The organism is Actinomadura violacea (genome assembly GCF_017573465.1).
In the GTDB taxonomy this organism is placed as follows: domain Bacteria; phylum Actinomycetota; class Actinomycetes; order Streptosporangiales; family Streptosporangiaceae; genus Spirillospora; species Spirillospora violacea.
Genome location: NZ_JAGEPF010000029.1, coordinates 1 through 23,648, shown reverse-complemented (window position 1 = coordinate 23,648; position 23,648 = coordinate 1). Strand labels below are relative to the sequence as shown.

The window sequence follows — 23,648 nt, the reverse complement described above, 5'->3', positions numbered from 1 at the left end:
CGGCGATGAAGTAGGTTCCACTACTAGAACGCGATTCGAGAATCGGGGGGCGCGCGGTGACGGCACCGGTGGTGGAACAGGCGGCGGAATGGTACGAGCCGGGGGCGCATCCGGTGGCGCCCGGCGTGCACCGGATCCCGCTGGCGCTTCCCGTCCCGTCGCTGCACGCCGTCAACGTGTACGTCGTCGAGGACCCGGACGGCCCCGTCCTGATCGACTCCGGCTGGGCGATGCCGGACAGCCGCACCGCGCTGGAGGACGCGCTGCGCACCCTCGGCCACGGCCTCGACGACGTGTCCCAGTTCCTGGTCACGCACGCGCACCGGGACCACTACTCGCAGGCGCTCGCGCTGCGCGGCTCGTTCGGCACCCGGGTGCGGATCGGGCGCGGCGAGCGGCCGTCGATCGAGGCGTCCGCCGCCCCGCGGGACGGGGACTCCCGGCAGGTCGAGATGCTCCGCCGCTGCGGCGCCGGCGACCTCGCCGCGGAGATCGCCGGGATCCCGCGCGACCCGTCCGACCAGGAGGCCCCGCTCACCGCGCCGGACGCCTGGCTGGACGACGGGGAGCGGGTCGCGCTGGGCGCCCGCGGGCTGGACGTGTTCGCCACGCCCGGGCACACCCGCGGCCACGTCGTGCTGCGGGACGCCGCGGCCGGGCTGCTGTTCGCCGGCGACCACGTGCTGCCGCACATCAGCCCGTCGATCGGCCTGGAGGCCGAGCCGGAGCGGCGGCCGCTGCGCAGCTACCTGGACTCGCTGCGGCTCGTCCGCGACATGCCCGACACGCTGCTGCTGCCCGCGCACGGCCCGGTGACGGCGAGCACGCACGCCCGGATCGACGAGCTGGTGGAGCACCACGCGGCCCGCCTAGACGCCGCCGCCGCGCAGGTCCGCGCCGGCCACGTGACGGCGTTCGAGGTCGCCGCGGCGATGACCTGGACGCGGCGCCGCCGCAGCCTCGCCGACCTGGACGCCTTCAGCCGGATGCTGGCCGTCCTGGAGATCGAGGCGCACCTGGACGTGCTGGCCGACCAGGGCCTGCTGGACGCGCACGAGGAGGGCGGCGTCCGCCGCTACGCCTCGCGCGCCTGAAAGGCCCGCGGATCGCGGCCCAGGTGGGCCAGCAGCCGGTCGGCCGGCGCGGCCGCGCCGGAGAGCGGGACGGCGGGCGCGAACAGCCCGTCGCGCGTCGCGTCGGTGACCAGCGCCGAGGCGGGGTCGAGCAGCCGGTCCGCGAGGCCCGGCGGGATCGGCCGGGGGTTCCCGGTCGCGCAGCCGACGTCCCAGGCGTGCACGGCGATCTCGATGGCGCCGGTCGCGGCGACCAGGCACGCGCGCATCGGGCACCCGGCCACGGTGACCGGCCGGTCATCGTCGGCGGCCGTCCAGGCGCCGAGAAGCCGGACGGCGCCGGACCGGAACGCCGCCACCAGAACCGCCGCCGGGTCGTCCCCGGGGCGGCCGGGCGGCGGCCCGGGCACCGGGTGCAGCCGGACCGACCCCGTGTCGACGGCCTCCAGCAGCGCGTCCAGGGACTCGGCGGTGTGCCGCAGCAGCGTCCCGAGGTCCCAGCCGCGGCACGGCGTCGCCCGGCCCAGCGCCTCGGGCGTGACGTCCCCGAGCCCGCCGAGCGCGTAGCCCACGGACCGTTCGAGCAGCGCCACCGTCTCCACCGAGCTCATCCCGCCCTCGCCTTCCGGGGACCGTCCCCACCTGAACTGACCCCGCCGGGGCGGGAAAGTCACCGGGGGCCGGCGGACGAGTTTCCCCGCGCCGCGCGCCGAGCGGGCGTCAGGCCCGGTATCAGGCCCGGTAGCGGCGCCGCGCGTTGCCGGAGAACAGGCGCCGCCGCTCGCCGCCCGACAGCGGCTCGACGATCTCCCGGTAGGCGGCGATGAGCTGCGGGAACGTCCCCGCGGTGCCGTCGACGGGGAAGTTGCTGCCGAAGAAGCACCGCTCGACGCCGAACAGCTCCAGGCAGGTCTCCACGAACGGCCGCAGCCGCGCCGTCTCCAGGGTGCCGAGCGCCATCCCGAGCCCGGAGATCTTGCAGTCGACGTGCGGGAGCGCGGCGAGCCGGGCGACGCCGTCGCGCCACTCGCGGAACTGCGCGGGCGCGCCGCCGTCCGGCCAGCCGGCGTGCTCCAGCACGAACGCGGTGCCGGGCGCGCGCTCGGCGGCGGCCGCGTGGGCCGCGGCGTCGCCGGGGTGGACGACGAGGTCGAAGACCAGGTCCCGCTCGCCGAGCAGCCGGAACAGCCCGCCGGCCGCCGCCGGGTCCAGCCCGTCGAAGACCCGGACGCCGCGGAACGCGGGGCTCGCGGCCTGCGCGTCCAGGTCGGCGGCGATCGCGTCGAGGGGCGCGGACGGGTCGACGGTGCCGATGATCGCGGTGGGGTCGCCGGTGCCGCGGCGCGTCTCGTCCAGCCAGCGGGTCTCGTCGAGGTGGGCGCCCGGCTTGGTCACCGCCGAGACGTGCACCACCCCGGTGATCTCGACGCCGTCCGCCGCCGCGCGGTACCCGTCCGGGAGGTGGTCGCGGACGAGCTCGGGCTTCCACACGGCCAGCCCCGGGTACCAGTCGTTGGCCTCGGGCCGCCAGAAGTGCACGTGGGAGTCGAAGAACTCGAGGTCCGCAATCGCCGTCATGCCCCTATAAGGACCACGCCCGAAGACCGCGGCGCAAGGGCGCGTCTCACCAGGCGGCCCCGGTCCGCGGGCCCCGCGGCGCCGCCCGTTAACATGATCTTCCAAGTCCCCCGGCGGAAGGAGCGCCATGACGCTCGCCCCCGAGTCCACCGACGTCGTCGAGGTCACCTCGCCCGAGGAGCTGCGCGAGCTGCTCGGGGCGCCGATGCGGCGGGCCATCGACAAGGAGCGCGTCACCCTGCACGCCTGGGACCGGGAGTGGCTCGCGCGGTCCCCGTTCTGCCTGGTCGCCACCAGCGACGCCGAGGGCAATTGCGACGTCTCCCCCAAGGGCGACCCGGCCGGGTTCGTGCACGTGCTCGACGACACCACGATCGCGATCCCCGACCGCCCCGGCAACCGCCGGGTGGACGGCTACATGAACGTGCTGAGCAACCCGCACGTCGGGCTGCTGTTCATGGTCCCGCGGCGCAGCGAGACGCTGCGGATCAACGGCCGGGCCCGGCTGGTCCGGGAGGCGCCGTTCTTCGACGACATGGTCGTCAAGGGGCACCGGCCGTCGCTGGCGCTGATCGTCGACATCGAGCAGATCTTCTTCCACTGCGCGAAGGCGCTGATGCGCTCGAAGATGTGGAAGCCGGAGGAGTGGGCGGAGGACACGCTCCCCTCGCACGCCCGGATCGTCAAGGCCGTCCAGTACACCGAGCAGAGCCTCGACGAGCTGGAGCGGCACTACGAGAGCTCCGCCTACGAGAAGAAGCTCTACGCGGGCTGAGGCCGGGCGCCCGCGGGCCCGGCGCCACGGAACGACCCCCGCGCTTCGCGCGCGGGGGTCTGGACGCGGAGCGGCCCGGTCAGCCGCTCTTGCGGCGGAACTGGCGCTGGTGGTCGGCGCGCTCGTGCACGCCCTTCACCTTCGACCCGTTCCGGCCCGTCCCGCCGGCGTTCTTGGCCGCCGCGCCGCGCTTGCGCTCCAGGGCCTCCCGGAACCTGCGCTTCACGTCGTCCTCGCCTGTCTCGCTGTCTGCGTTCGGGTCGGCCATACGGACCTCCAGCTCTCATAGGGGCACCCCTAGCCTCACATACCCCCGCCTTGAGCGGGACTCCGCACCCCCTCCGAAGATCAACTTGGGAGTTTTCCCCATCAACCGGCCTAGCTGGGAGGAACTCTCTATGGTTTGTGATCGTGGAGCCCCAGATCCCGCAGGCCGAGGCCGCGCCCGCCCATCCGCCGCTGGAGTCGCTCGCCGCCCGGCCGCTGCTCAACAGCGACTACGAAGCCCGCCCGGCGGTGTTCTACGAGGAGCTCCGCGCCGAGTACGGGCCCGTCGCGCCCGTGGACGTGATGGGCGTGCCGGTGTGGCTGGTCGTGGGCTACCCGCAGACGCTGGAGATCCTGCGCGACACCCGGGGCGTGTGGAGCCGGCGGGTGGACTCCTGGCGCGCCTACCGGGAGGGGGCCGTCCCCGCGGACTGGCCGCTGCTGCCGGTGGTCGAGGCCGGCAACTGCGGCTTCCGCGACGGCGCCGACTCGACCCGGCTGCGCAGCGCGTGGAGCGAGGGGCTGCGCCCCTTCCAGGACCGGTCGCGGCCGGAGGCGAAGGCGCTGGAGGAGGCCGTCCGGCGGTACGCCGACGAGCTGATCGACGTGCTGGCCGAGAACAACGGCCATGCCGGCACCGCCGACCTCGCGGCGCAGTACGCGCGGCCGCTGCCGCTGATGGTCGTCGGGCGGCTGCTCGGCACCGGCCCGGACGGCGACGACGGGCTGATCGCCGACCTGTGGCGGGTCATGGACGCCGGCCCGGACGCCCAGGAGGCGTCGGCGCGGCTGCTGGCCCGGATGTCGGAGGTGTGCGCGGCGCGGATCGCCGCACCGGGCCAGGACCTGCCCTCCTTCATGCTCGCGGCGGTGCCGGACCTGACGGCCGGGGAGCTGGCCGTCGAGATGGCGATGATGACGGGCCTGGTCGGCGACGTCACCGGCACGCTGATCTGCAACACCATCACCGAGGTGCTGATCGGCGAGACCGGCGCCCGCGACAGCGTGTCCGCCGGGATGGTCCAGGAGGCGATCAACCGGGCCTCCACCGCCAACCCGCCGATGGCGAACCTGGCGCTGCGCTGGCCCCGGTCCGACGTGCGGATCGGCCGGTTCCAGATCGCGGCCGGGGACCCGGTCATGGTGTCGCCCGCCGCCGCGCACCTGGACCCGGCGTTCACCGGGAACGCCGCCCCCGACTCGATCTACAGCTCGCGCGCGCACCTGGCGTGGAGCGCGGGCCCGCACGCGTGCCTCGGCCGCGACCTCGCGACGACCATCACCACGGTCGCGGTGGAGCGGCTGTTCGAGCGGTTCACCGGGCTGCGGCTGGCGCTGCCGCCGGAACGGCTCGACTGGCGGACCTCCCCGCTGATCCGAGGCCTGCGCTCGCTGCCGGTCGACTACGAGCTGGCGGGCGAGCCGCCGCGGCCGGCCTCCGCCGCTCCCGAGACGGACGGGGACCCGCAGGAGTCGGACCCGGCGGGGGCGGAGCCCGCGTCGCTGGCGCGGCGGATCCTGCGCGCGATGCGCCTGTCACAGAGCTGACCCGCGGGCCGCCCGCCGGGCGCGCTCGTCAGGACACAGCGGCGGTCTCCTCGCGGATCCGCCGCCACGCCGCGTCCACGTGCGCGTCGGTCGTCCCGGCGGCGCCGATCGCGACGCGCAGCAGGACACGCCCGCCGACCTTGGTGTGGGTCAGGTAGAGATCGCCGGACGCGTTGAGCCGCTCCATCACCCGCAGGGTCGCCCGGTCGGCCTCGGCGTCGTCGAGGCCGTCCCAGCGCGGGCGGAAGCACACCAGGCTGAGCTTCGGCTCCTCCAGCAGCACGAACGCGGGATCGGCCGCGATCCGGGACGCGAGGCCGGCCGCCAGCCGCACACCAGTCCGGACGTGCTCGCGCAGCCCCTCCGCGCCGTACCAGCGGATGACCGACCACAGCTTCAGCGCCCGGAACCGGCGGCCCAGCGGGACCTGCCAGTCGCGGTAGTCGATCACCTCGCCGGACGCGGACGCCTGGTTGCGCAGGTACTCCGGCAGGATCGACAGCGCCCCCACCAGCGGCCCGCGGTCGGCCACCCACATCGCGGTGCAGTCGAAGTTGGTGAGCAGCCACTTGTGCGGGTTGGTGGCGTAGGAGTCGGCGTACTCGGCGACGCCGTCGTTGACGCCGCGCAGCTCGGGGCAGACGGCCGCGACGCCCGCGTACGCGGCGTCCACGTGCAGCCAGACGCCGTGCCTGCGGCAGACCTCGCCGATCGCGGGCACCGGGTCGACCGCCGTGGTCGACGTGGTGCCGACGGTCGCGCACACCATGACGGGCAGCGCGCCCGCCGCGGCGTCCTCGGCGAGCAGCGCGTCGAGGTGCGCGGGGTCCATCGCCAGGGTCGCCGGGTCGACGTCCACGACGCGGACGTTCGCCGCCCCGATCCCGGCGATCCGCGCGGCCTTCTCCAGCGAGGAGTGCGTCTGCGAGCTGACGTACAGGGTGTGCCGCCGGGCGATGCCGTCGCGCCCGGCGGCCCCGCCGTCCGCGCGGTGGAGCGCCGCGATGACGGCGGTCAGGGCCGCGCCGGACGCCGAGTCCTGGATCACGCCGCCGCCGGGGCCGTCGCTCCGGAACCGATCGGGCAGCCCGAGCAGCTCGGCGAACCAGTCGAGCACCCGCGTCTCCAGCTCGGTGCAGGCCGGGCTCGTCGCCCACAGCATCCCCTGGACGCCGAGGCCGGCCGAGAGCAGGTCGGCGAGGATCGACGGGCCGCTGGCGCCGGTCGGGAAGTAGGCGAAGAAGCTCGGGTGCTGCCAGTGGGTGATGCCGGGCATGACGACGCGGTCCAGGTCGGCGAGGACGGCCTCGAACCCCTCGCCCTGCTCCGGCGGGTGGGCGGGCAGGTTCGCCAGCACGTCGCCGGGGCGGGCCTGCGACAGCACGGGATAGGAGTCGATCTTCTCCTGGTAGTCGGCGATCCAGTCGACGACCTGCCGGCCGTACCGGCGGAACTCCTCCGGCGTCATGTGCGCTGCCACTGCGTCCTCCCCTGCCCGGAACGGGCCGTTCCGCCCGGAACGGCACCTCGATCATATGGGCCCGAACGAGACAGGCCCGGCGGTCCGGAGGACGTGCGGTCAGCCGGCGTGGACGCCCTCCAGCTCGACCGTCCAGACGCCCTCCATCACCTCGGCGACCGTGAGGCCGAGCGTCAGGTCGGAGAGGCCGTCCTGCGCCGTCCAGAGCGGGAACGCGACGCGGAACGCCCGCTCGTCCGGCGCCTCCCGCGGGACGTCGACCGCCTCGACCTCGCGGAACGCCGAGTCCGGCGGGCTGATCAGGTCCCGCCCGTGCCGCTCGATCGCCGCGGCGATCTGCGCGGCGGTGAACCGGCGCGCCTCGGTCAGCGTCTCCAGCTCCTCGTACTCGCCGCGGACCAGCAGCCCGACCACGACCCGAACGGCGTTCACACCCTCCTCCGGCAGCATGCGCCACACCGTACCGCGCCCCGCCTCGATGATCGCCGCCTGTTTAGACGACCCCGCCCGGGAACGCTCCTCGGTGTCGAGGCGCAGGGAGGACGAACATGCCAGACAAGAGCGACAAGCACGGACCCAAGGTGGACGACGAGATCGGCCACGAGACGGAGGGCATGGTCCGCGGCGGGCACCCCACCCACGCCGAGGAGTTCAAGGAGACCGAGCCGTACTCCGGTGACGCGCCCTGGGACCCGACCGCCGCCACCGGGGACCCGCGCGAGGGGTCCCCGCCCGGGATGAGCGCGGGCGACGTGGAGGGCCGCAGCAACCTGGCCCGGCTGCTGTCCGGCGTCCGCTACCCCGCCCGCCCCGGCGACCTGGTCGCGCACGCCTCCGGCGCGGGCGCGGACGACGCGGCGGTCGGCGCGCTGGAGACGCTGCCCGACCGCGAGTACGAGAACGTCGCCGACGTCGCCGACGAGCTCGGCTACGGCCGGGAGAACCGCCGCTTCTGACCTCGCCGGCGTGCCGCTCCGGGAACCGCGGTTCCCGGAGCGGCACGCCGCCGGTCAGCGGCGGGCGCGCTCGCGCAGCAGGGGGATCTGGCCGCCGGCCGCCACGAGCTCGCGCTGGCGGGGCGACAGCCGGTGCCCGGCGCGGTACGTCTCGTCCTTGGTGACATTGCGGACCTCGACCTCGGTGCCCTTCTCCAGCGCCGCGCGGACGCCCTCGATCCGCAGCCGGTCGCCCTGCTCGACGCGGTCGTAATCGGCCTCGTCGGCGAACTCCAGCGGCAGGATCCCGAAGTTCACCAGGTTCTGCCAGTGGATGCGGGCGTACCCGCGGGCGAGGACGAGCCGCAGCCCGAGGTGGCGCGGCGCGATCGCGGCGTGCTCGCGCGACGAGCCCTGCCCGTAGTTGCGGCCGCCGACGACGGCGTGCGGCCCGGCCTCCCGCGCGCGCTCCGGGTAGCCCTCGTCGATGCGGACGAACGTGAAGTCGGCGAGCTTGGCGATGTCGCTCCGGTACGGGAGGGCCTGCGCGCCCGCCATGAGGATCTCGTCGGTGGAGACGTCGTCCCCGACCTTGATGACGACGGGGACGTCCAGCTCGTCCGGCAGCGGGTCCAGTTCGGGGAGCACGCCGATGCTCGGCGCCTTGTCCAGCTCGACACGGCGCGCCTCGTCCTCGGGCAGCGGCGCTTCGAGCATCTCCCGGTTCACGCTGGAGCGCGTCGGCAGCCGGACCTCCGGCGGGTCCATGTCCAGGTCGCGCGGGTCGGTGATCCTCCCGGTGAGCGCGGCGGCCGCCGCGGTCTCCGGGGAGCACAGCCAGACCCGGTCGTCGGCCGTCCCGGACCGGCCGGGGAAGTTGCGCGGGAACGTCCGCAGGCTGTTGCGGCCGATCGCGGGCGCCTGCCCCATGCCGATGCAGCCGAGGCAGCCGGCCTGGTGGATCCGCGCGCCGGCCTGGACGAGGTCGGTGGCGGCGCCCATCTTGGTGAGGTCGACGAGGATCTGCCGGGACGTCGGGTTCACGTCCAGCGACACGTGCGGGTCCACCTGCCGGCCCTTGACGATCGCGGCGGCGGACGCGAAGTCGCGCAGCCCCGGGTTCGCCGACGACCCGACGACGACCTGGTGCACCTCCTCCCCCGCGACCTCGCGGACCGGCACCACGTCGCCGGGCGAGGACGGCCGCGCGATGAGCGGCTCCAGCGCCGACAGGTCGATCTCGTCGGTGACGTCGTAGGCGGCGCCGGCGTCGGGGACGATCTCGGTGAAGTCGTCCTCGCGGTCCTCGCCGCGCAGGAACTCAAGGACGCGCTCGTCGGACGGGAACACCGTCGTCGTCGCGCCCAGCTCGGCGCCCATGTTCGCGATGACGTGCCGGTCCATCGCGGTCAGCGTCGCCAGCCCCGGCCCGTGGTACTCGATGATCCGGTTGACGCCGCCGCGCACGCCGTGCCGCCGCAGCATCTCCAGGATCACGTCCTTGGCGCTCACCCAGGGCGGCAGCTCGCCGGTGAGCCGGACCCCCCAGATCTGCGGCATCGTCACGTGGATCGGCTCGCCCGCCATCGCCATGGCGACCTCCAGCCCGCCGACGCCCATCGCGAGCATGCCGAGCGACCCGGCCGCGCAGGTGTGGGAGTCCGAGCCGACCATCGTCGCGCCGGGCACGCCGAACCGCTGCATGTGGGTGGGATGCGAGACGCCGTTGCCGGGCTTGGAGTACCAGAGGCCGTACCGGCGGCACGCCGACCGCAGGAAGATGTGGTCGGCCATGTTCCGCTCGTCGGCCTGCAGCAGGTTGTGGTCGACGTACTGCACCGACACGTCCGTGCGGACCCGGTCCAGGTCGAGCGCCTCCAGTTCCAGCATCACCATCGTGCCGGTGGCGTCCTGGGTGAGGGTCTGGTCGACCCGGAGCCCGATCTCGGTGCCGGGCTCCATCTCCCCGCTCACCAGGTGCGAGGCGATCAGTTTCCGGGCGACGCTCCTGCCTCCCGTGCCGTTGGCCATGGGCGGTTCCTCCGCTCCTGTCGTGAAACGAACGTGCTCAGACGGGCCGGGCGCGCCGCTCCCGGTCGTGCGCCGGACGGTCCGCCGGGCGCCCGCACCAGTGCGCGAGCGCCTCCCGGATCGCGGCGGCCCGCCGGTCCGGCGCGGTCTCGTCGCACGCCCACGCGATGTAGCCGTCCGGGCGGACGAGCGCGGTCGTGCGTGTGGCGCCGCCCGCGAGCGCGCAGTGCACCCGGCCCGCCCACCGCTTGGTCGCCAGGTAGGTGACCGCCGGGTCGTTCGCCGCGACCACGAGGACGAACAGCCCGTCACCGAGCAACCGGTAGAGGCGCCCCGGCGCGCCGGAGAGCGGGACGTCCGGGGCCCGCATGCCGGTGAGGCGGTGCGCGCCGCGCGGCGCCGGGTAGGCGATGTCGATGCCGGACACGGCACCCGCCATCCGCCGCGCGACCGGCCGGACGTGCGCCGCCGTCCAGACCGCGGCGGCCCGGGCGCGGCGCAGCCACGGCTGCTCGACCATCGCGAACCGCAGCAGCGCGCCGCTGCCGCGCAGCACCTGCCTGCCGACCGGGTACCGCTCCTCGTGGTAGCTGTCGAGCAGCCAGGAAGGCGCCCAGCCGTGCAGTTCGGCGGCGAGCTTCCAGCCGAGGTTCGCCGCGTCCTGCATCCCGGTGTTCATGCCCTGGCCGCCCGCCGGGGAGTGCACGTGCGCGGCGTCCCCCGCGAGGAACGCCCGCCCCACCCGGTAGCGCGGCACCTGCCGTTCGTCGCTGTGGAACCGGGACGTCCAGCGCGGGTCCCGCATGCCGTGGTCGGAGCCGAGCGCGCGGCGCGCGACGTCGCGGATCTCCGCCAGGCCGACCGGCTCGGAGTCGGCGGCCTGGTGCCGGCGGTCCCACGCGATCACCCGGTACCAGCCGTCGCCGAACGGCGCGATCAGCGCGAACGCGTCGCCGGACGTCCCGGCGGTGAGGACCTCCGCGGGCGCCTCGTCCAGCCGCACGTCCGCGAGCATCACCGACCGCACCACGGCCCGTCCCGGGAACGGCAGCCCGAGCTCCCGGCGGACGGTGCTGCGGACGCCGTCGGCGCCGACGACGTACGACGCGCGGCGCGTCGCCGCGGACCCGTCGGCCATCCGGACGTCGACGTCCACGCCCTCCGCGTCCTGCCGGAGCGCGGTCGCCTCCGCACCGTCGACGATCTCCGCGCCGGCCTCCAGCGCCCGCGCGCGCAGCACCCGCTCCGTCTCGTACTGCGGCGTGACCAGCACGTACGGGAAGCGGCCGGGCAGCCGGGACAGGTTCAGCGCCGCCGCCCCGAGCAGCCGCAGCCCGCCGAGCCGCTCGCCCGTCGCGACCAGCTCGTCGGCGACGCCGCGCGCGTCGAGCAGCTCCAGCGTCCGGGCGTGCACGGCGAACGCGCGGGTCAGGTTCTCGGTCTCCCGCGGCCGCCGCTCCAGCACGGTGCAGCCGATCCCGGCCGCCGCCAGGTCCCCCGCGAGCAGCAGCCCGGTCGGCCCGGCGCCCACGATGAGCACGTTCCCCGTCGGCCTGGGCGGCATCCGGATCCCCTTTCCGTCCGTGCGCGGGTGCGGCCCTTCACCCCTTCCCACGAACGGCCCCTCCTCACGCGCCCCGAGGTACCCGCACGGCCGCGGCGTGTCCGCTCCCGGACGGCGCGGGGCGGCATGCGGGAGGCCGGCGTGAAGATCGCGATCGGCGAGGAGTGAGAGCGTGCCCGTGCCCCGGCTCCGCGACATCCCCGGCATCGGTGTGGACGAGGTCGGCGACGCCGCCGACGACGCCGACAGCTACCTGCCGTTCCAGGGGCGCGGGAGCCTGCTGGAGGCGGCCGCGGCGCACGTCGGACGGATCGCCGGGCGCGCCTACGACCCCGCGACCGAGTGCGTCAGCGTGGCCGGGGGGCTCCGCATTGGACGGCCCTCGCCGGCGCCCTCGAACGGCACGACGCTTGGCTGATCTACGACGCGGCGATGGAGCGGATCCGGTTCGACGCCGCGGCCCCGGCCATCCCGCGCGCGTCCCCGGGCCGGCCGGCCGGACCATCACGGTGGGCTCGGCGTCCAAGGAGCTGCGGACGATCGGGTGGCGGGTCGGCTGGGTCACCGGACCGGCGGAGATCCTGCACGACGTCCGGCTCGTCGGGCTCACCAACGTCGTCTGCCAGGTCGGGATCGCGCAGGAGGCGGTCACGGCGGCGCTCGCCGCGCCGGACGCCGACGCCGACGTGGCGGCCGCGACGGCGACCTGGCGGGAACGCTGCGAGACGATCCTGGACCAGCTGTCCGGCCTGCCCGTGGTGCGGCCGCACGGCGGCTGGTCGCTGCTGATCGACACGCGCCCGCTCGGCCTGTCCCCCGCCGGCCTGTCCCGGCGGCTGTTCGAGCGCGCGAAGGTCGCCGCGACGCCGATGGACGGCTGGGGCCCGAGCGGCGCCCACCACCTGCGCCTGGTGTTCGCGAACGAACCCGTCGACCGGCTCGGGGACCTGCGCGAACGCTTCCGCCTGGCCCTCTAGCCGCGGCCGTTGGCGCGGAGGATGGAGACGGCCTTGACGGTCTGGTAGCCGCGCCACTCCAGTTCGGCGATCGGCGAGTAGCTGGCGAAGTCGACGCGCCAGCCGCCGTCCACCTCCTGGCCCCGCTCCAGCCGGTCGAGTTCCGCGGCGACGACTTCGGGCGCGAACAGGGCGCGGACGAGCGTGCCCGGGAGCGGCGCGAAGTCGAGCGGGCGCATCATCTCGTCCTCCAGCCCGCCCGCGACGTGGACGAGCCCGTCCGGCGGGATGTGCTCGCCCAGCAGCGCGATCAGCTCCGCCGCCTCCGGTTCGGTCGCGTGTACCGCGTCCAGCAGCCACAGGGCGGACGCGAGTTCCAGCGCGTGCAGATCCGTCTTCGCGCGGACGGCGTCGAGGCAGAAGCGGGTGGCGCGGGCGAGCCAGGGATGCGCGGCGACCGCCGGGTCATGCGCGGCGACGCGGTGCGCGGTCGCGGCGACCACCGCGGTGATCTGCAGCGACGAGGCGTCCGGGTCGGCGCCCGCCCAGAACGGCGCGCACCCGGCCGGGTCGGGGACGTGCACGCCGAACGGGATGCCGCCGTCCGGGAGCGTCACCGTCTCCAGCCAGTCGCAGAGGGCCGCCGCCTCGGGCGCGGTGGCGGGCGCCAGTTCGGCGAACACCTCGAAGGCGTGCAGGGCGGGCCCCGGCTGGCTCGTCCGCGACCGCAGGTCGGGCTCCAGGCCGTGGCCGTAGCCGCCGTCGCGGTTGCGGTAGGCGTTCAGCGCGGCCAGCACGGCGTCCGGGTCGCCTTCGCCGGTGAGCAGGTCGAAACGCCGGCGGTCGAGGAGGCGTGCGTGGGTGGCCATGAAGTCGGAGGCGCTGTTCAGATCCATGACTCCAGGGTGGCCGCCCGAAGCGCGCCCGTATTGGAGGTTTCGGCCATCACCAGGTAAGGATCAGTTCCTCCGGCGACCGGTGGATCAGGTTCGGCTGCATCCGCGCCGGTTCCGCGAGCCGCAGGCCGGGCAGCTCCCGCGCCAGCGTGACCAGCGAGATCCGCACCTGCTCGCGGGCCAGCTGCGCGCCGGGGCAGGCGTGCGCGCCGTGCCCGAACGCCAGATGCCGCGCGGGCTCGCGCGTGATGTCGAACTCGTCGGGCCGGTCGTGGGCGGCCGGGTCGCGGCCGGCGGCGCCGTAGGCGACGAAGACCTGCGCGCCCGCGGGCAGGTCGGTGCCGGCGATCGTCACGGGCCGCGTCGCGACCCGCCGGAACCCCTGGACGGGCGCCTCGTGGCGGGCGGCCTCCTCGACCGCCGCCGCGGCCAGCTCCGGCCGCCGGCAGAGCAGTTCCCACTGGCCGCGGTCGCGCAGCAGGTGCAGCACGGCGGTGCCGATCAGCGCGGTCGTCGTCAGGTGCCCGGCCAGCAGCAGGTTCTGCAGGTTGGAGATCAGCGTGCCGTACGGCTCGATCGTCCGGATCATCTCGCCGGTCAGGTCGTCCCCGGGGTCGCCGTCCCGGCTCCGCACCAGGGCCTCCAGCAGGCGCTTCATCCCGGCGACCTCGTGCGCCGCCGCGACCTGCTCGTCCGGCTCCATGGGCGTGAAGACCAGCTCCTCGGCCCGGTAGCTCCCCTGGACGACCGCCGGGACGTCCGCAGGATCCAGCCCGAGCAGGTGCCCGATGACCTCGCCCGGCAGGACCCGCGCGTACCGGGACATCAGCTCGACGCGCCCGTCCGCGGCGAACGACGCGACGAGCTCGGCGGCCCGCCGCTCGGCGAACGGGACGGCCGCCGCGACCCGCCGCGGCGACAGCCCCCGGACCAGCGGCTCGCGCACCCGCCGGTGCTCCTCGCCGTCCGCCGACAGCACCACCGGACGTCCCGACGGCACCGTCTCCAGCACCGCGATCGCCTCCGGTCCCGGCATCGCCTCGGGGCGCATCGCGCCGGCGGAGGAGAAGGTCGCGGCGTCGCGCAGCACCGCCCGCGCGTCCGCGTCCCGGGCGACGAGCCAGGCGTCCAGTTCCGGGACGAACGTCAGCCCTTCGCTCTCCCTGGCCCGGGCGTAGCAGGGGTACGGGTCGCGCCGGTCGAATTCCACGGTGGGTCCCTCCGTGCGGACGAGCGGCCCACGCTACCGGGCGCGGAAAACCGAATGCGATCTCCGGGCGGGCCACCCTAGCCTGACCGGGTGGAAGTGATCTTCGAACGGACCGGGGAGCGCCGGTACGCGGTCGTCATCGCCGAGCGAGGCCGGGCGACCCGCCGCATGGACCCCGCGCCGGGCTATGACGAGCACATCCCGCACGACCTCGTCCACTACCTGACCGAGGCCGAGCTCGGCCTGGCCTCGGGGGTCTTCGGACGCGCCGCGGCGGGCGGCGGAGGGTTCACCCCGGCCGGCGAGACCGCCGGCGCTCCGCGCGAGCGTGCGCGCGCCCAGCGCAGGACGCGCAGGAAGGAGGCTTCGCTGCGCCGGACCGGCCACGAGGACATGGCCACGTCCGAGCGCCTGGCGGGCATCACCGACGTCGCCTGGCGGCGCCGCGCGGGCGCGAAGCCGCCGGAGTGGGCGGCCGGCCGGACCCTGTCGCCCGAGGACGAGGACGGCGTCCGCCGGATCATGCCGCACCTGGACCGGGCGGCCGCGCTCTGGCACGACCTGCCCGTCGGCGGCTCGCTCACCTTCACCTGGCCGAGCACCACGCCGGCGCCCTCGCGCTGACCGCCGCGCGGCCGGCCCGTCAGCGGGCCTGAAGCGCGAGGCCCAGCGCCCGGAACTGCTCGACCGGACGGTGGTAGCCGCGCTCGATGTGGTGCACGCCGCGCAGCGTCGACGGCCCCTCGGCGACGGCGGCGGCGAGCACCGCCGAGAACCCGGCCCGGATGTCGGGCATCGTCACGTCGCCGCCGCGCAGCTTCGTCACCCCGCGCACGACCGCCGAGTGCAGCGCCGCCGTGTCGTGGTACCGGCACGCGGGACCGCCCAGGCAGGTGTCGTAGACCTCGATCTCCGCGCCCATGCTCTGCAGCGCCGGGACGTAGGCGAGCCGGTTCTCGTACACGGTCTCGTGCAGCACCGACATGCCGTCCGCCTGCGTGAACAGCACCATCAGGGGCGTCTGCCAGTCCGTCGCGAACCCCGGGTGCGTGTCGGTCTGGACGGCCGCGGGGCGCAGCCCGTCCGGCGCCGACGCCATGATCCAGTCGTCGGTGATCTCGAACCGGGCGCCCATCCGGGCCAGCGTCGTGATCGCGGTGACCAGGCGGTCCTGCGGGCAGCCGTGCACCCGCACCTCGCCGCCGGTGACCAGGCCCGCGACGAGGTAGGAGAACGCCTCGATCCGGTCGCCCTCTAGCCGCGTCACCGCCCCGCCGAGCCGCTCGACGCCCTCGACGACGATGCGGCGGTCGGGCGCGAACGAGATCCGCGCGCCCATCCGCTGCAGGAACAGCGCCAGCTCGATGATCTCCGGTTCCGTCGCGGCGTTGCGGATGACCGTCTTGCCCTGCGCCCTGACCGCCGCGAGCAGCACCGTCTCGGTGGCGCCGACGCTCGGGTACGGCAGGTCGATCCGCGTCCCGACCAGCCGGGACGCGCGCGCGTGGATGCCGTCGGCGGCGATGGTGACCTCGGCGCCGAACGCGCGCAGCGCGTCCACGTGGAAGTCGACGGGCCGCCGCCCGATCGGGTCGCCGCCGACCAGCGGCACGAACGCCTCGCCCGCCAGGTGCAGCAGCGGGCCCAGCATCAGGATCGGGATCCGGTTCAGCCCGGTGAACGCCTTGCCGACGCTCGGGTCCGCCACCGGGCCGGGCACCACGGTGATCTCGCCGCCGGCCCGCTCCACCCGCATGCCGACGTGCTCGAGCATCCCGGCCGTGATCCCGACCTCGCCGACGTCGGGCGCGTTGCGGATCGTGCTCGGCTCCGCGCCGAGCATCGCCGCGACCATGTGCTTGCTGACCGCGTTCTTCGCCCCCCGGACGGTGACGTCGCCGCGCAGCGGCCCGGACGGCTCGATCTCCCAAAGCTTCTCGGTCACCCGTGCAAGCCTACGGCCGATCCGGACTTCTCAGGCGCGGTCCGCGAGAAGGTTCACCGCGAACCCGAGGAACGCGACCCCCGCGACCTGCTCCAGGCGCCGCCGCACCCGCGGCCGCCGCAGCCGCTCCGCCAGCTTCGCCGCCGCCCCCGACACGATCCAGTACCAGACGGCCAGTTCCGCGACGTCGATGGCGGTGAACAGGACCGTCGTGCCGAACGCCGGCGCCCCGTGCGGCATGAACTGCGGGATCAGGCTCATGTAGAACACCCCGGCCTTGGGGTTCAGCAGGTTCGTCCCGACGCCGGCGCGGAACGCCGCCGACTTCGTCCCCGCGACGGCCGGCTCCGGGACGTCCTCGGCGGGCCCGCCGCGCCTGGCCTTCCACAGCGCGGTCGCGCCGAGCCACACCAGGTAGGCGGCGCCGCAGACGCGCAGCACGTCGTAGGCGAGGCGGGACGCAGTCAGCAGCGCGGTGAGGCCGACGGCCGTGGCGAGGCCCCACGCGCAGCAGCCGGTGAGGATGCCGAGCGCTGCGGCGACCCCTCCGCCGCGTCCGAGCGTGATCGACGTCCGGAGGACGAGCAGGGTGTCCAGGCCCGGCACGATGTTGATGATCAGCGCGGCGCCGGCGAACGCGAGCGCGGCCGTCAGCATGATCGGGTCCGGCGCGCGCCGTCCCGCTTCACTGCCGCACGCCCATGGGGGTGTGCTCGCCGTCGCGGCCCTGCTCCGGCGGGCGGACGCCGTGATGCTCGTCGTACGCACCGCCGATGATGTGCTCGCGCCCCCACGCGCCGAGCGGCGCCAGCGCCTCGTTGAGCGACGCGCCCAGCGGGGTGAGCGAGTACTCGACCCGGGGCGGCACCTCGTCGAACACCTCGCGGTGCACGATGGCGTCCGCCTCCAGCTCGCGCAGCTGGGCGGCGAGCACCTTCTCCGTCACCCCGGGGAGATGCCTGCGCAGCTCACCGAACCGGCAGGGCCGCTCATGGAGCGCCCACAGGATGAGGACCTTCCACTTGCCGCCGATCAGGTCCATCGCCGCGTCGATCCCGCACACGTACGCCCCCGGCCTCCGCGCGGTCCGCATCGGCCCCTCCCCCACCTGCTCGCTAACCCCGCGGTAACCACGCACTCGATAGTGCGTACTTGATCATCCACGGGCCCACGGGAAGCCTAGTCGGTATGGAGCACATCAATACGGACAGCGCCCCTTTCGCCCTTCTCGGACTCGGCGACATGGGCACCGCGCTCGCCCGCGCCTGGCTCGCCGCCGGGCGCACGCCGACCGTCTGGAACCGCACGCCCGTCCGCGCCGAGCCCCTCGCCGCGGCCGGCGCCGTGATCGCGGAGACGGCCGCCGCGGCCGTGGCCGGCAGCGACCTGGTGGTCGTCTGCCTGCTCGACGACGCCTCGGTCCGCGAGGTCCTCGCGGACGTCGACCTCGCGGGCAAGGACCTGGTCGACCTCACCACCGGCACGCCCGGCGAGGCCCGCGCACGGGCCGCGTGGGCCGAGGAGCGCGGCGCCCGCTTCCTGGACGGCGGGATCATGGCGGTCCCGCCCATGATCGGTGTCGAGGGTTCCGGCGCCCACATCCTCTACAGCGGCTCCCGGGAGCTCTTCGACGAGCGCCGCGCCACGCTCGCCGTGCCCGCCGGGACGGTCTACGTGGGCGAGGACCCGGGCTTCGCCGCCCTCCACGACGTGGCCCTGCTGAGCGCGATGACGGGTATGTTCGCCGGCGTCGCGCACGCGTTCGCGCTCGTCCGCGACGAGGACGTCGCGCTGAAGGACTTCGCCCCGATGCTCGCCGGATGGCTCACCGCCATGGCCGGGTACGCCGACGGCGTCGCCGACCATCTGGACAGCGGCGACTACACGCGCGGCGTGACGTCCAACCTCGCCATGATGGTGCGGGGCAACGCGACGCTGCTGCGCACGGCCGAGGAGCAGCGCGTCAGCCCCGAGCTGCTGACGCCCTTCATGGACCTCATGAAGCGCCGCCTCGACGACGGCCACCCGGACGAGGGCACCACGGGCGTCGTCGACCTCCTCGCCCGCTGATCGCCTGACGGCGGCCGACCTCGCACGCATGCCGCGGGCGAATGCGGCCGCCTTCGGCCACCGCCGGACCGAACGCAATTCGGTAGGGTGGCGGGATGGCGGACGTCCTCGATGACCTCGCGGCCGAGTACCGGCGGCTGGACGCCGTGCTGGCGGCGCTGACCCCGGACCAGTGGTCCTCAGCGTCCGGCGCGGACGGTTGGACCGTCGCCGACGTGGTCCTGCACCTCGCGCAGAGCGAAGAGGCGGTCGGCACCCCGGCCGTCACGGACACCGGCGCGATCCTGCCGTCCACCGGCACCACCGTCGACGGCGCCATGGCGGACCTGGTCGCCGCCGAGCGCGGCGCCCCGCCCGGCGACGTCCTCGCCCGCTGGCGCAGGGCGGCCTTCGCCACGCCGGACGTTCTCCGCTCCCAGCCGCCGGGCACCCGCCTCGCCTGGGTCCGGACGTCGCTGTCCCCGCGGACGCTCGCCACCACGCGGCTCGCCGAGCACTGGGCGCACGCGCAGGACATCACCGTCCCGCTCGGCATCGACTACCCCGACACGGCGCGGATCCGCCACATCGCATGGCTCGCCCACCGCACCCTCCCGTACGCGTTCTCGGTCGCGGGCCGCCCCGACGCGCCCGTCTTCTGCGAACTCACCGCGCCGGACGGGACGCACTGGACCTTCGGCGACCCCGCCGCGCCCAACCGGATCACCGGCCCGGCCGCTGACTTCTGCCGCGTCGGCGCCCGCCGCCTCACGCCCGAGCAGACCGCCCTGCGCGCCGAGGGCCCGGACGCCGCCGACGCGCTCCGCCTCGTCCGCAACTACGCCGCCTGACCCCGTCAGCCTGCCGTCGGCCAGGGCCGGGCCGCCAGCAGGCTCCCTCCGTTGAGCGGACGCGGGCGTTCCGGGACGAGCGCGATCGTCGATGCGGGCCCCTCGTCGGCGCCGCCGACGCGCAGCAGCCCGCGCCTGGTCAGGTAACGGAGGGCCTCGCGGATCTGCTCCGGCGTCGCCAGGAGGCGTTCGGCCAGGGCGGCGCGAGTGCGACGGCCGGGCGACCACAACGCCGCCGACAGAACGTCCATGGCCAGCGGGCCGTAGCGCTTGTCCCCGTGCCCGGGACGGTCGGTGCCGACGGCCGGCCGGGAACGCGCCAGGAAACGCGGCGCCTCGGGGGCACCGTCCACCGGCCAGAACCGCAGGAGCCATCTGTGCCCGTCAGAAGTCCGGCGGCGCAGAACACGGACCCGGTGAAGCCCGGGCCGCGCGAGTTTCAAGTGCCATGCCGAATCGCCGCCCCGCCCATAGGCCAGCTTGACTTCGCCGCGCGCGGTGAGGAAGGGCGTTTCCAGCACATCGCTCCACCCTCCGATGTCCATTCCCGGCGGAGCATCATGCGCCTCAAGAACCACATGAGCATGCGCCGCCGCAGTGCCGAGAACCCAGCCGGCACCGGCCCTCGCGACATCGCTCCTCGCCCCTGCGGCGAAGGCGTCCTCCGCCAGCAGAGGGAAATTCAGATGCCGCAGTTCCCCCGATCCTCCGACGCCGGACGGCCAGAAGCCGTGGACCACGAGCGCACCGAATTCGACCCGGTAATCGTCGTCCTCGTACGTCCCGAGCAGACTCATGACCGCAAGCTAACAACGGCCACCGACAAAACGCGGCATTGATCTCCCTTGGGAAATCAAACGCCCGGCATTCCCGAACTCGACGGCGCGGCGGCACGGCTCAGTCCGCCGAGCGGGAGTCCTTGAGCAGGGCGGTCGCGGCGCGATGGATCTTCTCCAGGGCGGTCATCAGGTGCTCCCGCTCCGCCCCGGTCAGGTCCGCGAGGACCGCCTCCTCCAAGTCGCGGCGCTCCGTCTCGACCGGTTCCCGCAGCGCCCATCCCTCCTCGGTCAGCCACAGCCGGACGAGCCGGTTGTCGCGTTCGTCGCGGCGGCGGGTGAGCAGTCCCGAGGCGGCCATGCGGGTGGCCATCTTGACGACGGTGGGCGTGGTGACGCGCAGTTCGGCCGCGATCTCGCCCGGCGTGCGGCCGTCGCGTTCCCAGAGGGCGGCGAGCAGGTGGTTCTGCCCCAGATGCAGCCCGTGTCGGCGCATGCCGTCGTCGGCCGCCGCACGGAGCGCCTTCGACGTCCGGCCGTGCAGGTCCAGGAACTCAGGCATCGGGTCTCCCCCGAGATCGATTGACGGCTAATCATTTACCGGCTAACGTTCCTCGCATTCATTAGACGGCAAACGACTTCTGGAGCCGCCATGCTACTGGTCACCGGAGCCACCGGGAACATCGGCCGCGACCTCGTCCGCGAGCTGGACGCCAAGGGCGCGGACGTGCGGATCCTCGTCCGCGACCCGGCCCGCGCCACCGACCTGCCTGCCCGCGCCGAGCGCGCGGTCGGCGACCTCGACGACCCCGCCACGCTGCCGGCCGCCTTCCAAGGCGTCGAGCGGCTGTTCCTCCTCACCCCGGGCATCGGCACCGCCCAGGCGGCGCACGCCGCGGCGGCCGCGCGCGACGCCGGGGTCCGGCACATCGTGCTCCTGTCGTCGACGAACGTGCTCGGCGACCCGATGCCCGCCATGGGGCGCTGGCACCACGAGCGAGAAGAGGCGGTCCGCGCGTCCGGCGTCCCCGCCACGATCCTGCGGCCGGGCGGCTTCATGCTGAACGCCCTGGACTGGCTGCCCACCATCCGGGAGGGCGGGTACGTCCTCGATCCGGTCGGCCCCGGACGGTTCGCGCCGATCGACACCGCCGACATCGCCGCCGTGGCCGCCGCCGTCCTGACCGGGGACGGCCACGAGGGCGAGGCGTACGCGCTCACCGGCGACGAGCTGCTCACCGTCGCCGAGCAGGTCGCCGCCCTGTCCAGCGCCATCGGCCGCGACCTGCGAGTACGCGAGGTCCGCACGCCGGAGGAGGCCGTGCGCGCCCGCTTTCCCTCCGGCGCTCCCCCGGCGCTCGCCGAAGCCCTCGTCGAAGGGTTCGCCTTGATGCGCGCGGACACGACGGGCTTCCGCACGGACGCGGTGCAACGGCTGACCGGGCGCGCTCCGCGGACGTTCGCCGACTGGTGCACCCGCAACGCCGCCGCGTTCCGGGAGAACTCCGGCTCCTGACCGGTGCGCCGGCGTGCGCGACGCCGGTCAGCCGGACCGGGCGGCCGTCCAGGAGTCGGCGAGGGCGCAGAGCCGGTCGAGGGCCGCCTCGACCCGGTCGCGGTCGCCGGTGCTGAGGAAGTCCGCCTGGAGGCCGGAGTAGGCGCCGTTGAGGAAGGTCGCGTTCACCTGGGCCTCCTCCGGCCCGAGACCGCGGGCGACGAGTGCGCCGGCGACGAAGTCGGCCCGTGCGGCCAGGAACGCGGGCACCCGGTCCCCGAGGCGCCCCGCCGCCGCGAGCCCCTCGATCTCGTGGATGAGCCGCGTGTGCGCGATGTTCTCGGGCTCCAGGTGGCGGCGCCAGGAGTCGCGGACGATCGCACCGATCCCCCGGCCGGTGTCGTCCCAGCCCTCGGTGGCCCGCAACTGCTCGTGCTGGACCTCGTCCAGCCGCTTCAGCAGCGCGGCGAGCAGCGCGTCCTTGTCCGCGAAGTGATGGGTGAGGACGCGCGTGCTCTGCCCGAGCGCCTGGGCGACGGGACGCATCGCCAGCCCGGACATCCCGGTCTCGGCGAGGTGTTCGAGCACCGCGTCGAGGATCTGCGTGCGGCGGTGCGGGTCGCGGGGCCTGGCCACCGGTGGCGCCTCCTCTGCTGTCCGGGGCGTCCAGCCTATAGGGTAACGACTGTTACCTTAATTGAATGCCATTCTCCCGGCGCCCTTCCGGCGGGCTCTGGCTCGCCGCGCTCACGCTCACCGCCTTCGCCCTGCAGACCGACGACTTCGTCATCGCGGGAGTGCTGCCGTCCATCGCCCGCGGCCTCTCGGTCGGCGAAGCCGCCGCCGGCCAGCTCGTGACGGTCTTCTCGATCATCTGCGCCGTGGTCGCGCCGGTCGCAGCCGTCGTCGCCGCGCAGCGCTCCCCGCGGACGGTGCTCACCGTGGGAATGCTGGTGTTCTGCGCCGCCAATCTCGCGGTGCCGCTCGCCTCCTCGTATCCGGCTCTGCTCGCGCTCCGGGTCCTCGCGTCGCTCGCCGCCGCACTCGCGCTCCCCGCCGTCTTCTCCGCCACCGCGACGCTCTCCCCTCCGGACCGCCGCGGCCGCCACCTCGCCACCGTCACGGCGGGGCTGACCGGCGCCGTGGTCGTGGGAGTACCGCTCGGCACCTGGATCGGGGCGGCCGCCGGATGGCGCGCGACGTTCCTGGCCGGCGGAGTCCTCGGCGCGGCGGCACTGATGTTCCTACGCGTCGCACTCCCCGACGTCCCGCCGCCACCGGCCGCCCGCCTCCGCGAACGGCTCCGCCCGCTGGCGGGGCCCGCCGTCCTCCGCGCATTGCTGGCCGCGACCGTAGCGGTCCTCGGCAACATGGTGATCCAGACCTATCTGGCTCCCCTGCTGCACGGCCTGGCGGGCGTGACGCCGTCCGGCCTCGGTCTGCTGCTCACACTCACAGGGCTCGCCGGCATCGCCGGTGCGCGGCTCAGCGGGACCCTGGTCGACTGCATTGGCCCCGGTCGATCGTTCTCCATCGCCGCCGCGGCGTTCGCTTTCGCGATGGCGGGACTCGCCATGTGCTGGTCGGTGCGTCCGATCGAGGTGGCCGCTGTCGTCCCGCTCTTGCTGCTCTGGTCGGCCGCCGCATGGGCCGTCCCGCCATCAGTACAGGCTCGCGTCCTCGTGCTCACCGGGCCCGAGTCGGGCCCGCAGGCGCTCGCGCTCAGCAGCAGTGCCGTGTATCTCGGTGCCTCGCTCGGCGCCGGCCTGGGCGGCTGGGCCATCGGCCCTCTCGGCGCCGGTGTGCTTCCGATCATCGCCGCCGCCTGCGCCATCGTCGGAGCCGCCCTCTTCGCGCTGCCCTCGCGGAAGACGTTCCGCGTCGACGACCGCAGCACGGAGCACCGGCACGCGAACGCCTGAGACGTGTAGGTGGGCGGGCGGCCGCGCCGGCGCAAGTGTGTGGGTTGGCACCGGCGCGACCATGAGCCCGACCTTCGCCGGACGGTCCAATTCTCACCCATCACACGTTGCACACACGTTGCGTCCGGCGGCACGGCGGAAGCCCCGAAAATGCGGAAGGCCCCGCCGTGAACGGCGGGGCCTTCCTAATATGAGTCCGGCGGTGTCCTACTCTCCCACACAGTCTCCCATGCAGTACCATCGGCGCTGGAGGGCTTAACTTCCGGGTTCGGAATGGGACCGGGTGTTTCCCCTCCG

Annotated in this window: 26 protein-coding genes and 1 rRNA gene; 11 read left to right on the top strand and 16 right to left on the bottom strand. The window is 74.6% G+C overall.

The features are described from left to right. The first annotated feature begins 56 nt into the window (after positions 1-56). Entirely contained in the window at positions 57-1,094 is a 1,038-nt protein-coding gene (locus tag J4709_RS39315) for an MBL fold metallo-hydrolase (RefSeq protein ID WP_208249297.1), read from the top strand. Here the strand turns inward: J4709_RS39315 and J4709_RS39310 are convergent. Together J4709_RS39310 and J4709_RS39305 are read right to left on the bottom strand one after the other, a co-directional pair. Beyond that, the gene (locus tag J4709_RS39310; protein WP_208249294.1) at positions 1,076-1,684 is read right to left on the bottom strand and encodes a TIGR03086 family metal-binding protein; all 609 of its coding nucleotides are present in this window, start codon (positions 1,682-1,684) and stop codon (positions 1,076-1,078) included. The two genes, J4709_RS39315 and J4709_RS39310, sit on opposite strands and share 19 nt — an antisense overlap. A 121-nt stretch (positions 1,685-1,805) precedes the next feature. Then, positions 1,806-2,651 carry an amidohydrolase family protein gene (locus J4709_RS39305; protein WP_208249291.1) on the bottom strand — a complete coding sequence of 282 codons (846 nt, stop codon included), beginning with the start codon at positions 2,649-2,651 and terminating at the stop codon, positions 1,806-1,808. A 127-nt stretch (positions 2,652-2,778) separates the two neighbouring features. Here J4709_RS39305 and J4709_RS39300 point away from each other — a divergent pair, with 127 nt between their 5' ends. Then, entirely contained in the window at positions 2,779-3,426 is a 648-nt protein-coding gene (locus tag J4709_RS39300; RefSeq protein ID WP_208249287.1) for a pyridoxamine 5'-phosphate oxidase family protein, read from the top strand. A 79-nt stretch (positions 3,427-3,505) separates the two neighbouring features. Here the strand turns inward: J4709_RS39300 and J4709_RS39295 are convergent, their stop codons facing one another. Further along, complete coding sequence (locus J4709_RS39295; protein WP_173100750.1) at positions 3,506-3,694, bottom strand: DUF5302 domain-containing protein; 189 nt, start codon at positions 3,692-3,694, stop codon at positions 3,506-3,508. A 143-nt stretch (positions 3,695-3,837) separates the two neighbouring features. On the opposite strand from J4709_RS39295, the gene J4709_RS39290 reads away from it, so the two are divergent. After that, complete coding sequence (locus J4709_RS39290) at positions 3,838-5,241, top strand: cytochrome P450 (protein WP_208249286.1); 1,404 nt, start codon at positions 3,838-3,840, stop codon at positions 5,239-5,241. A gap of 28 nt (positions 5,242-5,269) precedes the next feature. Here the strand turns inward: J4709_RS39290 and J4709_RS39285 are convergent, their stop codons facing one another. Further along, positions 5,270-6,721: an aminotransferase class I/II-fold pyridoxal phosphate-dependent enzyme gene (locus J4709_RS39285; protein WP_307801949.1), complete on the bottom strand. Its 1,452-nt coding sequence runs from the start codon at positions 6,719-6,721 to the stop codon at positions 5,270-5,272. A gap of 99 nt (positions 6,722-6,820) precedes the next feature. Further along, positions 6,821-7,171 (bottom strand): DUF7668 domain-containing protein, encoded by a 351-nt coding sequence (locus J4709_RS39280; protein ID WP_208249284.1) that lies wholly within the window; start codon positions 7,169-7,171, stop codon positions 6,821-6,823. 98 nt (positions 7,172-7,269) lie between these two features. On the opposite strand from J4709_RS39280, the gene J4709_RS39275 reads away from it, so the two are divergent. Beyond that, the gene (locus tag J4709_RS39275) at positions 7,270-7,677 is read left to right on the top strand and encodes a DUF2795 domain-containing protein (RefSeq protein ID WP_208249282.1); all 408 of its coding nucleotides are present in this window, start codon (positions 7,270-7,272) and stop codon (positions 7,675-7,677) included. A gap of 54 nt (positions 7,678-7,731) precedes the next feature. Here J4709_RS39275 and J4709_RS39270 read toward each other — a convergent pair whose 3' ends face one another. Continuing rightward, a complete protein-coding gene (locus J4709_RS39270; protein WP_208249280.1) occupies positions 7,732-9,687 on the bottom strand; it encodes an aconitate hydratase in 1,956 nt (651 codons plus the stop codon). 37 nt (positions 9,688-9,724) lie between these two features. After that, a complete protein-coding gene (locus J4709_RS39265; protein ID WP_208249277.1) occupies positions 9,725-11,251 on the bottom strand; it encodes an FAD-dependent monooxygenase in 1,527 nt (508 codons plus the stop codon). Positions 11,252-11,423: 172 nt separating this feature from the next. Here J4709_RS39265 and J4709_RS39260 point away from each other — a divergent pair, with 172 nt between their 5' ends. Next, entirely contained in the window at positions 11,424-11,669 is a 246-nt protein-coding gene (locus J4709_RS39260; protein WP_208249275.1) for a hypothetical protein, read from the top strand. 91 nt (positions 11,670-11,760) lie between these two features. Further along, positions 11,761-12,228, top strand: coding sequence for an aminotransferase class I/II-fold pyridoxal phosphate-dependent enzyme (locus tag J4709_RS39255; protein ID WP_208249272.1), 468 nt, complete (start codon positions 11,761-11,763; stop codon positions 12,226-12,228). On the opposite strand, the gene J4709_RS39250 is transcribed toward J4709_RS39255, so the two are convergent. Together J4709_RS39250 and J4709_RS39245 are read right to left on the bottom strand one after the other, a co-directional pair. Then, a complete protein-coding gene (locus tag J4709_RS39250; protein WP_208249267.1) occupies positions 12,225-13,103 on the bottom strand; it encodes a hypothetical protein in 879 nt (292 codons plus the stop codon). The two genes, J4709_RS39255 and J4709_RS39250, sit on opposite strands and share 4 nt — an antisense overlap. Positions 13,104-13,152: 49 nt before the next feature. Further along, positions 13,153-14,313 carry a cytochrome P450 gene (locus J4709_RS39245; protein ID WP_208249265.1) on the bottom strand — a complete coding sequence of 387 codons (1,161 nt, stop codon included), beginning with the start codon at positions 14,311-14,313 and terminating at the stop codon, positions 13,153-13,155. A gap of 90 nt (positions 14,314-14,403) precedes the next feature. Here J4709_RS39245 and J4709_RS39240 point away from each other — a divergent pair, with 90 nt between their 5' ends. Next, entirely contained in the window at positions 14,404-14,937 is a 534-nt protein-coding gene (locus J4709_RS39240; protein ID WP_208249264.1) for a hypothetical protein, read from the top strand. 19 nt (positions 14,938-14,956) lie between these two features. Here the strand turns inward: J4709_RS39240 and murA are convergent, their stop codons facing one another. From murA to J4709_RS39225, 3 genes are read right to left on the bottom strand one after another with little or no spacing between them, the layout of a single operon-like run. Continuing rightward, complete coding sequence (murA, locus tag J4709_RS39235; protein ID WP_208249263.1) at positions 14,957-16,258, bottom strand: UDP-N-acetylglucosamine 1-carboxyvinyltransferase; 1,302 nt, start codon at positions 16,256-16,258, stop codon at positions 14,957-14,959. A gap of 30 nt (positions 16,259-16,288) precedes the next feature. Then, the gene (locus tag J4709_RS39230; protein WP_208249253.1) at positions 16,289-16,915 is read right to left on the bottom strand and encodes a LysE family translocator; all 627 of its coding nucleotides are present in this window, start codon (positions 16,913-16,915) and stop codon (positions 16,289-16,291) included. Between the two features lie 28 nt (positions 16,916-16,943). Next, positions 16,944-17,351 (bottom strand): winged helix-turn-helix transcriptional regulator, encoded by a 408-nt coding sequence (locus J4709_RS39225; RefSeq protein WP_208249250.1) that lies wholly within the window; start codon positions 17,349-17,351, stop codon positions 16,944-16,946. Positions 17,352-17,446: 95 nt separating this feature from the next. Here J4709_RS39225 and J4709_RS39220 point away from each other — a divergent pair, with 95 nt between their 5' ends. Further along, positions 17,447-18,328: an NAD(P)-dependent oxidoreductase gene (locus J4709_RS39220; protein ID WP_208249247.1), complete on the top strand. Its 882-nt coding sequence runs from the start codon at positions 17,447-17,449 to the stop codon at positions 18,326-18,328. A gap of 95 nt (positions 18,329-18,423) precedes the next feature. Next, positions 18,424-19,158 (top strand): maleylpyruvate isomerase family mycothiol-dependent enzyme, encoded by a 735-nt coding sequence (locus tag J4709_RS39215; RefSeq protein ID WP_208249244.1) that lies wholly within the window; start codon positions 18,424-18,426, stop codon positions 19,156-19,158. 5 nt (positions 19,159-19,163) lie between these two features. Here the strand turns inward: J4709_RS39215 and J4709_RS39210 are convergent, their stop codons facing one another. Further along, positions 19,164-19,955, bottom strand: coding sequence for a hypothetical protein (locus J4709_RS39210; protein WP_208249240.1), 792 nt, complete (start codon positions 19,953-19,955; stop codon positions 19,164-19,166). 100 nt (positions 19,956-20,055) lie between these two features. After that, positions 20,056-20,496: a MarR family winged helix-turn-helix transcriptional regulator gene (locus J4709_RS39205; RefSeq protein WP_208249237.1), complete on the bottom strand. Its 441-nt coding sequence runs from the start codon at positions 20,494-20,496 to the stop codon at positions 20,056-20,058. Positions 20,497-20,586: 90 nt separating this feature from the next. Between J4709_RS39205 and J4709_RS39200 the strand changes: the two genes are divergently transcribed. Further along, complete coding sequence (locus tag J4709_RS39200) at positions 20,587-21,450, top strand: NAD(P)H-binding protein (protein WP_208249235.1); 864 nt, start codon at positions 20,587-20,589, stop codon at positions 21,448-21,450. Between the two features lie 27 nt (positions 21,451-21,477). Here J4709_RS39200 and J4709_RS39195 read toward each other — a convergent pair whose 3' ends face one another. Then, the gene (locus J4709_RS39195; RefSeq protein WP_208249233.1) at positions 21,478-22,065 is read right to left on the bottom strand and encodes a TetR/AcrR family transcriptional regulator; all 588 of its coding nucleotides are present in this window, start codon (positions 22,063-22,065) and stop codon (positions 21,478-21,480) included. Positions 22,066-22,130: 65 nt separating this feature from the next. Between J4709_RS39195 and J4709_RS39190 the strand changes: the two genes are divergently transcribed. Next, the gene (locus tag J4709_RS39190) at positions 22,131-23,351 is read left to right on the top strand and encodes an MFS transporter (RefSeq protein WP_208249231.1); all 1,221 of its coding nucleotides are present in this window, start codon (positions 22,131-22,133) and stop codon (positions 23,349-23,351) included. A gap of 194 nt (positions 23,352-23,545) precedes the next feature. On the opposite strand, the gene rrf is transcribed toward J4709_RS39190, so the two are convergent. Beyond that, positions 23,546-23,648: ribosomal RNA gene (gene rrf / locus J4709_RS39185) — 5S ribosomal RNA — on the bottom strand; the annotation flags it as partial.